Genomic DNA, 12,798 nt, shown 5'->3' on the forward strand with positions numbered 1-12,798 from the left:
TATGTTGGCCGATAAAGCAAAGCTTGCGCAGTTGTTAGCGCAATTAGGTATAAATTACGATGTAATAGAACACCCTGCGTTACATACCAGTTTAGATGCTGATGCATTTATGGTGGAGCGCCCAGGTACGCGACTTAAAAACTTGTTTTTGCGTGATAACGAGGGCAAAAAGCACTTTTTAGTAATTACCGCACACGACAAACAGCTCGATTTAAAAACCCTATCTAAGCAACAGGGGCTTTCTCGGTTGGGGTTTGCCTCTAGCGAGCGGTTAGCACGTTATTTAAAAGTGGCGCCCGGGTGTGTGTCTATGCTTGCTTTAGCAAACGATAAACAAAGCAATGTTACTTTGTGGCTTGATCAAGATATTTGGTTTAACGAGCTGTTTCATTGTCACCCGTTTGAAAACACCCAAACTTGGCTGCTTTCAAAAAATGATTTAAATACCTTTTTTGAGCATACAGGGCATCAGCCTCGGGTAATGTTTTTACCTTCTCGATAGCCTAAAGTGACTAAGACTAAACCAATAAAACACACACTCAGTAAGCAAAGCATAAATGCAGTTTGCCCTGAGTGTTGATAAACAATACCAGGCAATAACGAGCCCAGTGCCCCGCCACTATAATAAAACGATACATACCCGCCATTTGTTACACTTGCAGGCGCTTTGCTAATCTTGTTAACAAGCGGAGCAGCGCTTGAGTGTATAACAAACATAGCAGCACAAAATAACGTAAACGCGATTAAAAATACACTCAGTTGCTGGCTTATAAGTAATACAATGCTTAAGTTATACACGATAAAAACCGCAGCAAGTAAATGCCAAGCTGAAGGCACTTTTTTAGCAAGCCAAGGTGTTGCAATAGATGCTAAAGCACCGATTAAGTAGCCGCTGTACACTAAGCCAATATCGCGTGTGTTTGTAATTAAAAAGGTGTTTTGCAAAATAAATGGTAGGTAATTTAATAAGGCTGCAAAGCAAAAAAACATACAAAAAACGGCGCCATACAATTTTAGTACTGCCGCATCTTTTAGCTGCTTAATATACGTTAACGGCGTAAGCGCTGATTGATTAGATACCACAAAGCCCGTGGGCTTTATACTTATAGCCAGGCCAATAAGCACAATCGAAATAACATAATAAAAACTTTGCCAATGCCATACATCACTAAATAAAGCGGCTAATACTCGGCCAAAGTAGCCGCCAGCTATGGTACTGCCTATGTATAAGGTCATATTTTTTTGTAAGGCATCTGCGCTGTAACGTATACCAATAAAGCTTGTCATCGCGGTAAGCGCGGCAGGTAAGGTTAAGCCTTGTATAAAGCGCACCAAAAGTAATAGCTCAAAACTTGGCGCTACTGTAAACAGTATGCAGCTAACCCCTAAAATAAACATAGCGATACGTAAAATAATAAGCGGGTTTTGCTTGGCTAAAAATAGCCCATAAACCAAAGGTGCAATTGCTAAAGGCACCATGGTTACGCTCATTAAGCTGCCGGCAAGCGCTGGGGAGACGTTAAATTCGCTAGCAAATAAGCTCAATAAAGGCTGAGGTGCGTACAGTACAAAAAATATAAACACCGAGCAAATAAGTAAATGAGCAAAACGCATTGTAGGGCTTAAAACATAAGCTGATAAGTTAGCCGAAGTATATGAAAAATGGCTTATATTTCATAGGTTAAATCATCAACAATTGCGCTAAATCAAAGTGTATATTCAGCCCTTTGCTAGATTAATGCTAATAGCACTGTTATTTGTACTCGTTGGTGATTAAAATAAACCTAATATAAGTTTTTAGTGGAACAAAGCCATGGGTTCATTACAAGACCAATTGCTGCAAGCAGGGTTAACAACATCGCACAAAGCTAAAGTTGCTAAGTCAGAAAAACGTAAGCAACAAAAAAAGCAAAAAAAAGGGGCTACCAGTAACCCAAGCGATCTGCAAAAGCACATACAGCAAACTAAATTAGAGCAGCAAAAAAAGGCTGAAGAACTTAACCAGTCGCGCCAAGAAGAGCTTAAGCAACGTGAGCAAGTTGCTCGTGTTAAGCAAATACTTGAGCACCATAACCAAGACTCTATCCGCGGTGAGCGTACCTTTAATTTTACTTACGATAACAAAGTAAAAGGGATAGACGTAAACGAGAAAACCCAAAAAGCGTTATCGGGTGGTCGTTTAGCTATTTGTGTACTGGAAGGGCAGTTTTACGTACTCGATGATGAGCCGGCGCGTAAAGTCGCAGAAGTTGATGAAAAGTACATTGTTTTTCATGTTGAACCTGAAAACAAACCAAAAGATGAAGACGACCCATATGCAGACTTTGAAGTACCAGATGATTTAGTATGGTAAGTGTCTGTTCAGTATTGTTTGCTAAAGTTAACAACAATGGCTGAAAACGTAGTCATGTTTGTTTGATCGCCTAACGTAAATTGATACGTATGCTTTTTACTAGATTGTTTACTACAATCAATAGACTATTTTCTAACCGTCAAAAAGAAGAGTGAATATAATGAGCAAGATGAAAGCACTAATAGTAGGCGCGGGTATTAGTTTAGCCGCAAGTTTTTCGTTTAACGCCGCCGCTGCTGATGGCGAAGCCCTTTACACCCAAAAAATGTGTCAAACATGTCACGGTGCAGAAGGTAAAGCACCTATTATGGGCGCATACCCTAAAATTAATGGTCAAAACAAAGACTATTTAGTGGCCCAAATGAAAGATATTAAATCGGGCGCGCGTAGCAATGGTATGACTGCCGCAATGAAAGCAATGGTTGCAACGGTAACGGACGAAGAGTTTGAAGCAATTGCTGACTACCTTTCAAAGGTAAAATAAAGCACCGCGTTTAAAAACGTATTATCGTTTTAAATTAAAGCGCAGCGTAAACAGCCACACAATTGTGTGGCTGTTTTGTTTGTGTTTGCTATAAAATTAATACTGCTTTAGACTTCTAAACATCTATTCGTACTTGTGTTGTTGTACGTATTTTAAAAGGCTGATTATGATTGATTTACCCCAACTAGATTTAAAAAATAAAGTGTCGGAGCAAGAGTGGCAATTGCGTGTAGATTTAGCAGCTTGCTACCGATTAGTAGAGCATTTTCGTTGGGGGGATTTAATATACACGCATTTATCGGCACGTTTACCTGGCACTGATCACTACCTTGTAAATGCGTTTGGCTTAACATTTGACGAAGTAACTGCATCAAACCTGGTAAAGGTTGATTTGCACGGCAATATTATTGACGACACCCCCTTTAGCATTAACCCGGCAGGTTTTACTATTCATAGCGCAATTCACGAAGTGCGTGAAGATGCTCATTGCGTTATTCACTTACATACAAAAGAAACCATTGCCGTTGCTACACAAAAAAATGGCCTATTGCCACTAAGCCAATACTCTATGTTTTCGCTCCCTTCACTGTCGTACCACGGCTATGAAGGGCTGGCTGTAAATGATGACGAGCGCAAAGTATTACAAGATGATTTAGGCAATACCAATCATATGCTATTGGTAAATCATGGTGGCTTAACCGTAGGCCCAACCGTAGGCGATGCCTTTATGCGTTTTTATGACTTGCAACGTGCCTGCGAAATTCAGCTTGCATTACAAGCCAGCTCACAAGAGGTTATTCCGGTGCCGCAGCCAATTATCGACAATATTTATAACCAAGCTAATGTGGTACATAGCGGCAGCACAGGTGGGCAATTAGCGTGGCCTGCCATGCTGCGAAAAGCGTACCGACTTGATCCCAGTTTTGCACAATAGCCTGCGTGGCTAATAAGGAATTTTAATGAAAGTAAATCGCGTAGAAGTATTTGATATTCATTGCCCAGAGCGTCCAGCTTGGACGCCGGTTTTTGTACGTATTCATACCGATGAAGGTATTAGTGGTGTGGGTGAGGCTGGCTTAGCTTACGATTTAGGCCACAGCGCAGCAGCAGCAATGATAAAAGAAATGGCTGATGCTTTTTTAATTGGGCACGACCCGTTTCAAACCGAAAAGCTATGGTCGCGTATGTTACGCGAAAGCTTTTGGGGTTTAGGTGGCGGCCCTGTTGTTTATGCAGCAATGAGCGCCATAGATACAGCACTTTGGGATATAAAAGGTAAAGCACTTGGTTTACCGGTATACCAATTACTAGGCGGTAAAGTAAACGATAAGCTGCGTACTTACGCATCGCAGTTACAGTTTGATTGGGACAGCGAATTTAAAGCGTTAGTACAACCGCAAGAATACGCAGAAGCTGCGTTAAAAGCGATTGGCGAAGGTTATGATGCAGTAAAAGTTGACCCTATCCAATACGATAAAGACGGCAATACGTATTACGACCGTACTAAAATAATTTCTCGCGCTGAAATGAAGCTATACCGTGCTCGTATGCAAGCTATACGTGAAGCAGTTGGTGATGAAGTGGATATTATTTTTGAATGCCACAGCTTACCTGGCGCGACCTCTGCTATACAAATTGGTGAAATAGCCGAAGAGTTTGATTGCATGTACTACGAGGAGCCAGTTAACTACTTAAACCATTCTTTACATGCAAAAGTAGCTGATAAAGTGGCAGTGCCGATTGCAGGCGGTGAGCGTTTATACAACCGCTGGGGTGTGCGCCCTTATTTAGAAGATCAAAGCATTGATGTACTTCAACCCGATATCGGTTTATGTGGTGGCTTTACTGAAACTAAAAAAGTATGTGACTACGCTGATATTTTTGATGTGCGTATTCAGGCGCATGTATGTGGTGGGCCTGTTGCTACTGCCGCGTCGTTACATTTAGAAACCGCTATTCCTAACTTTTTGATTCATGAGCATCATACATATGCCATTAAAAAGTGGAACCGAGAGCTGTGCTTACAAGATCCACAACCAAAAAATGGCTTTTTTGAAGTATCAGAAGAGCCAGGCTTAGGCATTGAATTAAATGATGAGATTGTTATGCGTTCGCAGCGTGTAGAAATTAAATAATTTAAGCTTTATTTAAAGAGCGTTATTTAAATACTATTGTTTAAAGTAAAAGCCGGTAAGTGATAGCTCACTTACCGGCTTTTTTATAGCTGTGTTTCTCTAATACCGATGAGCAATACCATTTGAATAGTTAGTGGGTTTAATTGGCAAGATTGATTGTACACGTAACGCCTTTTATCTCAGCGGTGGCTTTACTATCAAGGTGGCGTATATAGCAGCGATTATTGTTTATCATTAACTCAAATTGATCGGGAAAGTTAAGCTGTTGATTGGCTGTTATATCGCTACGGTTTGTGTTTTTAAGAGTAAAGGTACTGGTGTGAATAAAGATATCGTCAGCAAGCGTTACGTTTTTTATATGCATTAAGCGCTCTATAACACGCTCTACCGCTTGGCTATTTGGCTCGGTAAGTAAGGCGTGGTGCAGCTTAGGAGTAGGCTGCGTGTTAGATGCGCAACCACTTAAAATAGTTAAGATGCCAAGGGCTGATAATTGCGAATGTAATGTCATAGTCATTGCCGCATTTACGTAAGTGGTTAAATTTAATATAGCTTATCTAGGATATGTTATAAAAATGCTTAGCATTTGCGTAGCTAAGGTTGTGCCATATTTTATTTGTTTTACACAAAGCTTGATGGCTATGCCAAACATCATTATAGCTTGCGTTAATTTGGCAAACCGGAAAGTTACTCGCAAACATAATGCGCTGCTCGCCAAAGTAAGAGAACATAGTTTCAAAACAATCTTGTTGCTGTTGTAAATTCAACGCTAAAAGCTCAAAACCCGAAAACTTAATCGCTATATTATTGTGCGCACTTAGCATGCGAATGCTTTGCTGCCAGTTATCAATATTATTAGGTAGGCCGCCATGGTTTATTATTATTTTTAGCTGAGGCAGCGCCTTAGCGTAACTAGCAAGCTGAGCAGCTATTGCAGTATTTTCAAGCTCAAACTGGGCTTCATAATGCAGCCCTTGCTGGCAAAGGGTTTGCAAATTACTAAAGCACACTGGGTTTAATAATCGCTGTGCGTCTGCGCCTTCGGTGATATCCCGTATGCCTATTAAATGGGGGTGGGCAAGGGCGTTTATTGCTTTTGCAAATTGCACAGGTGCGCAATCTAACTGAGCGTAACTAATGGCTTTAAAGGGAAGCTTTTTTAAATGCGCCGTTAGCCAATTAAGTTCGTTAATGGGGGCGTTGTTATCAAAACCAGCCTCTACATGTACTATGCCGGCGAGGGTAAAGTCGCTGCTCTCTAGTAGCTCTTTTTCGCTAATAGGTTGTTTTATTAACTCTAAATTTGGCCATGCTGGTGGGTTTTCGCCTTGCAGCCAAGTATATTGCCCCTCGGCAAGGTTAAAAAAATGCACGTGGGGGTCAATAATTTTCAGGCTCATCGGCATGTGCTCATTGTGTGGTATATCCGCCATCAATATGTTGTAGGCTACCGGTTATAAAGCTTGCATCATCACTTGCTAAAAAGCTAACTAACGCGGCAACTTCATCAGCTTGTCCTAAGCGGTTTAGCGGTTGAAGGCTTGCCTCTTCTGCCACTATATCGGCCTTGTTAGCCCCACTTTTTTTACAATAAGCATCTATCGCGTTATGAAATAGAGGGGTTTCTATTGTCCCTGGGCATACCGCATTCGCGCGAATATTAAATTGGGCGTAATCAAGTGCTGTAGTTTTTGCCATAGAAGCAAGAGCATGCTTTGTCAGGTTGTAGGCAAACGAGTTAGGTTTACCAATTATTGCCTGATCTGAGGCTATTAAAATAATGGCGCCATTGTTTTGCGCTTTCATGCTGGGTAGTACACTTTGTACAGCCGCATAGGCCCCTTTAACGTTCAATGCAAATAATGCATCGAAAGTATGCTCATCGGTATCCTCAATGCTAGCACTGAGGTGTTTACCAGCGTTAGAAACAAGTACATCTATGCGTGAGCTTTGTTTACAAATGGCCGTAATACAGGCTTTTACAGCACTAACATTACTCACATCGCATTGGTGAAAAACCCCCAGCTCGCTGTACTCAATATCCAGATTGTGCACCGTGTAGCCATTTTCAATAAAGCGTTTTACAACCGCTAATCCAATGCCTTTTGTACCGCCTGTAACAATAGCAACCTTAGACATACTTGCTCCTAATTTAAGGTGTGTGATTAGTGAGAGTGACCACAGCCGCCTTCAGCGTGAACATGGCCATGCGAAATCTCTTCACTGGTTGCTTCACGAACCGATACCACTTCTAAATCAAACGTTAGCGTTTTGCCTGCAAACGGGTGGTTTAAATCGCAATCTGCATTAAAGCGGCCTACTTTAACTAATGTTACCTGGTGTTGGCCTTGGTTTGAGTGCACCATCGCAGTCATACCTGGTTTCCACACTTTTACGTCACCTTGTAGGTGCTTAAGCGGAATACGCTGAATTAAATCGTCAACGCGCTCACCGTATGACTCGCTAGGCTCAAGTGTTACGCTAAACTTATCGCCTGCGGCTTTGCCTTCAAGGGCTTTTTCTAAGCCAGGAAGCATGCCTTCGCTGCCATGAATATAGCTAAGAGGCGCGTGGTTTACACTGCTTTCTAGTTGCTCGCCCGCTTCGCTTAATGTGTAATGAAATTCAACTGCTGAATTTTTGCTAATTTGCATGCTTGTCTCTTTAAGTTTTTGACTAAGTTAAAAGCCGATTTTACGCGAAATACCGAGCTTTATAAACTCAGCGTGGTTGAATAAGTGATTTTTGTAGATCTTGCAGTAAATCTTGTTTTTGCTGCGGCTGTTTGGGTTTTTCTGCCTGGGGAATAAATAGCGTTAATTGCGTACCGGGCTTTAAAATGCTTGAGGCACTTAAGTTGTTCCATTTAGCTAAATCACTGTGCGGTACTTCGTAAAGCTGACTAATGCTCCACAAGCTATCGCCTTGTTTTACTTCATAGTCTATTTCAAGAGTAGGGATCACGACTTCTTGTGGCTCTAAATAAGGACTAATTTGATAATCTATAGTGAGCGATTTGGGGAGCGTTTTAGGCTGTCCAACCAGCAGTTTTTCACCTATGCCTATCATATTATTTTGTTTGCCATTGAGCTGCTTTAATGCGCTTACCGACATGCTGAAGCGCCTTGCAATGCTGTATAGCGTATCATTTTTTTTAACGATGTATTCGCCAGCAAAATTAGACTTAAAAAACTGACTTTTTAACAGTGCCTCTTGGCCGATAGGTAAAAGCAATGAGTGGGGACCATTAGGTGAGCTTTGATTTTTTAAATAGCCCTGGTTAAGCGCGTGCAACTGTTTTGAGCCAACCCCAGAGAGCTTAGCGATGACCGAAAAATCAAACTGTTGGCCAACATTCATTTGCGTTGTTATTGGTTTATTAGCCAGTTTAGGACGCTTAAAGCCTTTTTGCGGGTGTTTAACTAAGTAGCTTAGCGCTAACAGTTTAGGTACGTAGTCGGCCGTTTCTTTTGGCAGCTTTAGAGAAAAGTAATCGGTACTTTTACCGCGTTTTTTATTTCGCTCAATGGCTCGTTTAACACGCCCCTCACCACTATTATAAGCCGCTAGGGCGTGTAGCCAGTCGCCATCAAAGCGTTTGTGTAAATAGCTGAGGTATTCAAGTGCGGCATCGGTGGAGGCAAGTACATCTTGTCGTCCGTCATACCACTGATCGGATTTAATGCCAAAATGATGCGCTGTGGCGGCCACTAATTGCCAAACACCTACTGCTTGCTGCGATGAGGCAATGGTGGGTCTAAAATCACTTTCTACAAAGGGCAGTAAAGCCAGCTCCATAGGCAGGCGCTTTTGCTCAATTTTTTTTACGATATGATACAAATAAGGCGCGGCGCGTTTATTTACCGTGGGTAAATAGTTAGGTTGTTTTAAATACCAGTTAATACGCTTTTTTAAGGCGCGATTTTGATACACCGTAAAATGTAGGTTGTTGGCAATATGCGCCCATAGGTTTTTAGCTTTGGCGGGGCGCTTTTTTACAATTGTTTTTTTTGCCTTTACTGGCGGCGCAGTATTGGCTTGCTGTAATTGTTTTGGCTGTACAGGCTCAAGCTCTATTTGGTTTTCGTAGCTTGGCTCAAAGTGAGTAAAAATTTGTGGTGCGTCTGTTTCGGGTTGTGTTTGTGTGCTGTTACAGCCATACAAAAAAATAATTACACAAATGACAAGCAATCCACGCATCTTCATCTCTTATCTACAATCCTTTATTTTATAACACTACTGCGCGTGCTCAATTAACTGGGCGCGCTTAAGCCCAGCCTGTAAAAATAACTGGCTCGACTTTGTATTTAACGCTTCTTGTTTATATGGTGCTAAAACATCCGCAGGGAAACTCTCAGTAAGTTGCTCAAGCGTTTGTTTTTTATTGTTTTTCACATGGGTTATTAAATTTGTTAAAAACAATAAAGGCTGCTTAAGTTGCGCTTTTTCAAGCGCCCCGCCGTGGCCGGGAAGTATTGTACGCAAATTAGGCTGATTAATATAGCGTTTGAGCAAGGCTTGCCAATTTTGTAACTGGCCGTGGCCTGGGTAGGGTAGCCAGTCAACAATATCGCCGCCTATTAGCAGCGTGCCATTATTGGTGCTAAGTGTTAAATCGCCGTTTGTGTGGGCTTTTTCGGGCGTTATTTGTACCGCAAAGTTACCTAAATCAATACTTTGTTGCTCGCTGATTACGGTGCTAGGTGATTTTAAGTGATAGTTTTTCCAACGTAAAAAACGTTGTTTAGCTAAAGAGAGCTTTTCGCGCCACTGTGTTTGCTGTTGCTCGGGCAATGTGGCTAAGCGCTGATAGCTCAGCTCTATACTTTTTTCATAGCCTGCTAACTTATCATCGTAAGCCTGTTGGTATGTGGCAAAATTATCGGCTACCTGTTGATGTACTATTAGCTGCGCTTTTGGGAAGGCATTTTGTAATACGGCCATGCCGAGTAAATGGTCGTCATGAAAGTGAGTCGCAACTAAATAACAGAGCGGGGTTTTAAGGTGTTTTTTTAACTGTTTTGCCAGTGCTTCTACGGCTGCAAAGTTTCCGCTTGCATCAACCATTAGTGCGCATTGCTCGCCCTCTAGGAGCACTTGGTTGGAATCGTAAAAACGTAACTTATCTTGTTGTTTTAAAAATTGCACATTCTCGTTTATTTGCTGCCAAGTAACCGCTGCCTTACTAGAGTGAGAAAATAGGCTAAGGGTAATAAAAAGGGCGGGGATTACAGTTACTAAAAGTGGTTTTAATGTCATTGTGTGTCTCTGCGCAGCATTTATTTACCCTCATAATAAACAAAAAGCGCACGGGGCGCTTTTTATTTTTTTATTGGGTCACTCGCCAAGCATTGGCTGAGTTTATCAATGAGTTGATCTTGCTGCTGTTGCTCTACACTGGCATGCGTTTTAGCTTCTAGCAACTCATGGCTAAGTGTAAGTGCTGCTAAAAGTATCGCCTGTTGTTCGTTGCGAACTGATGAGCGTTGCTTTGTTTGCTCAACCAAGTCATTTAAATTTTGTGCTGCTGCTATTAATGCATCTTCTTGCCCAACCGGGCATGCAAACTGCTGCTCTTTACCTAGCAACTCAACTGTGACCCGCTGGTTTTGCAGCTCAGACATTAGCTTGCCTGTTGTGCGCTTTGTAGTTTATCAAGTAAGCCTGTTAACGTAGAGCTGGCATCTTTTTGCTTTTCTTCGTTTTCAAGGGCTTCTAGTTGTAAAATTTCGTTTTCGTCACTTAGTTTTGCATTTTGCTCTTTTAAGCTAGCAACATCTGTTTGTAATTGGTTGTTGCGCTCGATAAGCGAGTCAATCAGTTGTTCGAGTTGTTGAAGAGTTGTGTTGTTCATAAAGGCGCTCATATAACTGTAATTAATGTCATGCAAATGTAAAGCAAAGTGTGTTGTTTTGCCAGCATTTACGGTGGTTTTAGCACAATTTTATTGTTTATTAAGTGATAATTCAGGGTGGCGGCTTTTTTGTTCATAAATGGTTCACTTAACTGCTCGCAAAGCGGTGTATAGGTTGCCAAAATACAGAGCTTATGGTTCACTGCCGATATTAAATTGCGTATAGCGAAAATTAACAATGCTTAGTTACAGACACTCTTTTCATGCAGGTAACCCTGCCGATGTGCTTAAACATTTAGTACTTGCACAGGTACTTCAATATCAAACCATTAAAGATAAACCCCTCGATTATATTGATACCCACTCAGGTGCGGGATTTTTTGAGTTAAGTTCATCTGATGCCCAAAAAACACAAGAATACAAAGAGGGCATTGCTAAGCTTTGGCAACATATCAGTAAACACGAGGCGCTAAACGATTATATTGCATTAATTAAATCGTTTAATGATGGGGATGAACTGGCGTTTTACCCCGGTTCGCCAAAAATTGCTGAGCATTACTTACGTCGTCAAGACAAAGGCTGGTTTTTTGAATTACACCCGCGCGATTTGCAGTTACTTGAGCAAAACATGCAAGGTAAGCGCTCTATTCGCGTACGTGGCGAAAACGGTTTTGCCGGATTAATAGGGCTACTTCCGCCAGCTTCGCGCCGTGCATGTGTGCTTATTGACCCACCTTATGAGATAAAAGACGATTACGATACTGTAGTAAGTACATTAGTTAAGGCGCACCAGCGCTTTGCTACCGGCACATATATGATTTGGTATCCCGTTGTTGATAGAGAGCGAATCAATACAATGGAGCAAGGGCTGATTGAGTCGGGAATGCGTAATATTCAATTATTTGAGTTAGGCACGCAAGCGGATACTGACGTACACGGTATGACGGCATCAGGCATGATTGTTATTAACCCACCGTGGAAATTAAAACAAACTATGGACAGCATATTACCTGAGTTAGTTGAACTTTTAAGTGAGCCTAGCGGGTTTTATAGAAGCGAGCAGTTAGTCGACGAATAACTGCCTGCCATTATGTAAAGTAAAAGCCCTGCTGGGCTTTTATTTAATTAAAATAAACCGCATTAAAGGTGGCAAGCGTGTTGCCACTGCTATCTTTTAATTCTAAAGACTCGCCTTCTATAGCCCACTTTTGCGTGTTATTGAGCATATTTAACATAGCCGCTTCTTGCTCCATGCTTTGTGAGCACATTTTTTTTGTACTTGCCAATTGGCTAAACGAAATTGAATGTTGCTCTGTGCTATAGCTACCACTGACATTATTACACCCTAAAAAGCCGTTAACGCGGTTATCTTTATCAAATTGTATAAATGGCTCTTTTGTTCTTACACTGACTGTTTGCGCATTAATTGTAACGGCTTTCCAGTATGTATTTGTAAGGGTAACATCGTTTTTAGGTGAGGCGACTTTTTCAAGCTCAATTTCGTGAAGAATCCCCGAGTTTGCATTTTTAAAAGGGTCGTACTGCATTGTGCTGGTATAAAGAACCTTGTCTTTATTAATGATTCTAGCGGTGAGGTTATAGCGGTGTTTATCAACAATGTTGTTGTCATCATAAGCTAGCTCCACGGTATACGGCGGCGCTTTATTTATATCAATTACTTGTTGCGTAATTATTTCGGCTTTTACATCTGCTTTTGACACATCAGATAGCGTTACAATTAGTTGTGAGCCAGGGCGTGGCATACTGCGATCTTTATAGCTCACTTGCGTGGTTAAACCCATAACGCTTTTTTCTTGTACTGTGGATTGTGATTCGTTAGCTGGTTTTTCACAGCCCGCTAATGTGAGTGCACTTAGGGCTAATAAACCTAAGCCAGTAAATGTACGTTTTTGAAACCTAAATTGCTGCTTTGCCATGCTTGCGCTCCTTATTCCTATATTGCTGGTAAGTG

The 12,798-nt window shown here is 41.5% G+C and carries 16 protein-coding genes; 6 read left to right on the forward strand and 10 right to left on the reverse strand.

Annotated features, from left to right (window positions below; genetic code table 11):
* Position 1 precedes the first annotated feature (1 nt).
* Positions 2–502 carry a prolyl-tRNA synthetase associated domain-containing protein gene (locus tag MTN96_RS00150; protein WP_004587652.1) on the forward strand — a complete coding sequence of 167 codons (501 nt, stop codon included), beginning with the start codon at positions 2–4 and terminating at the stop codon, positions 500–502.
* Here the strand turns inward: MTN96_RS00150 and MTN96_RS00155 are convergent.
* On the reverse strand, positions 469–1,614 hold the full coding sequence (locus MTN96_RS00155; protein WP_248530467.1) for an MFS transporter: 1,146 nt from the start codon (positions 1,612–1,614) through the stop codon (positions 469–471). The genes MTN96_RS00150 and MTN96_RS00155 overlap by 34 nt on opposite strands.
* 199 nt (positions 1,615–1,813) lie before the next feature.
* Here MTN96_RS00155 and MTN96_RS00160 point away from each other — a divergent pair, with 199 nt between their 5' ends.
* The 4 genes from MTN96_RS00160 to MTN96_RS00175 all read left to right on the forward strand — a co-directional run bounded on the left by MTN96_RS00160 (position 1,814) and on the right by MTN96_RS00175 (position 4,972).
* A complete protein-coding gene (locus MTN96_RS00160) occupies positions 1,814–2,353 on the forward strand; it encodes a DUF2058 domain-containing protein (RefSeq protein WP_004587650.1) in 540 nt (179 codons plus the stop codon).
* A gap of 160 nt (positions 2,354–2,513) precedes the next feature.
* Positions 2,514–2,837, forward strand: a complete 324-nt coding sequence (locus tag MTN96_RS00165; RefSeq protein WP_004587649.1) for a c-type cytochrome — start codon at positions 2,514–2,516, stop codon at positions 2,835–2,837.
* Between the two features lie 166 nt (positions 2,838–3,003).
* Positions 3,004–3,771 carry a class II aldolase/adducin family protein gene (locus MTN96_RS00170; RefSeq protein ID WP_024031462.1) on the forward strand — a complete coding sequence of 256 codons (768 nt, stop codon included), beginning with the start codon at positions 3,004–3,006 and terminating at the stop codon, positions 3,769–3,771.
* Positions 3,772–3,796: 25 nt separating this feature from the next.
* Positions 3,797–4,972 carry a mandelate racemase/muconate lactonizing enzyme family protein gene (locus MTN96_RS00175; protein ID WP_054983246.1) on the forward strand — a complete coding sequence of 392 codons (1,176 nt, stop codon included), beginning with the start codon at positions 3,797–3,799 and terminating at the stop codon, positions 4,970–4,972.
* Between the two features lie 139 nt (positions 4,973–5,111).
* Here MTN96_RS00175 and MTN96_RS00180 read toward each other — a convergent pair whose 3' ends face one another.
* The 8 genes from MTN96_RS00180 to zapB form a co-directional block, all read right to left on the reverse strand.
* Positions 5,112–5,483: a hypothetical protein gene (locus MTN96_RS00180; RefSeq protein WP_029772597.1), complete on the reverse strand. Its 372-nt coding sequence runs from the start codon at positions 5,481–5,483 to the stop codon at positions 5,112–5,114.
* Positions 5,484–5,529: 46 nt separating this feature from the next.
* Positions 5,530–6,372, reverse strand: coding sequence for an amidohydrolase (locus MTN96_RS00185; RefSeq protein ID WP_248530469.1), 843 nt, complete (start codon positions 6,370–6,372; stop codon positions 5,530–5,532).
* 10 nt (positions 6,373–6,382) lie between these two features.
* A complete protein-coding gene (locus tag MTN96_RS00190; protein WP_121638058.1) occupies positions 6,383–7,111 on the reverse strand; it encodes an SDR family NAD(P)-dependent oxidoreductase in 729 nt (242 codons plus the stop codon).
* A gap of 26 nt (positions 7,112–7,137) precedes the next feature.
* Positions 7,138–7,626 (reverse strand): peptidylprolyl isomerase, encoded by a 489-nt coding sequence (locus MTN96_RS00195; protein WP_024031457.1) that lies wholly within the window; start codon positions 7,624–7,626, stop codon positions 7,138–7,140.
* A gap of 67 nt (positions 7,627–7,693) precedes the next feature.
* Complete coding sequence (locus tag MTN96_RS00200; protein WP_248530470.1) at positions 7,694–9,172, reverse strand: LysM peptidoglycan-binding domain-containing protein; 1,479 nt, start codon at positions 9,170–9,172, stop codon at positions 7,694–7,696.
* 36 nt (positions 9,173–9,208) lie between these two features.
* Positions 9,209–10,231 (reverse strand): MBL fold metallo-hydrolase, encoded by a 1,023-nt coding sequence (locus MTN96_RS00205; protein WP_248530472.1) that lies wholly within the window; start codon positions 10,229–10,231, stop codon positions 9,209–9,211.
* Positions 10,232–10,293: 62 nt separating this feature from the next.
* On the reverse strand, positions 10,294–10,596 hold the full coding sequence (locus MTN96_RS00210) for a cell division protein ZapA (protein WP_004587640.1): 303 nt from the start codon (positions 10,594–10,596) through the stop codon (positions 10,294–10,296).
* A complete protein-coding gene (gene zapB / locus MTN96_RS00215; RefSeq protein WP_024031454.1) occupies positions 10,596–10,826 on the reverse strand; it encodes a cell division protein ZapB in 231 nt (76 codons plus the stop codon). Before zapB ends, MTN96_RS00210 begins: the two co-directional genes overlap by 1 nt.
* 238 nt (positions 10,827–11,064) lie before the next feature.
* Between zapB and MTN96_RS00220 the strand changes: the two genes are divergently transcribed.
* Positions 11,065–11,904 (forward strand): 23S rRNA (adenine(2030)-N(6))-methyltransferase RlmJ, encoded by an 840-nt coding sequence (locus MTN96_RS00220; protein WP_248530474.1) that lies wholly within the window; start codon positions 11,065–11,067, stop codon positions 11,902–11,904.
* A gap of 43 nt (positions 11,905–11,947) precedes the next feature.
* Here MTN96_RS00220 and MTN96_RS00225 read toward each other — a convergent pair whose 3' ends face one another.
* Positions 11,948–12,763 (reverse strand): META domain-containing protein, encoded by an 816-nt coding sequence (locus tag MTN96_RS00225; RefSeq protein ID WP_248530476.1) that lies wholly within the window; start codon positions 12,761–12,763, stop codon positions 11,948–11,950.
* Positions 12,764–12,798: the final 35 nt, after the last annotated feature.

It is taken from the genome of Pseudoalteromonas sp. 2CM28B (assembly GCF_023161935.1).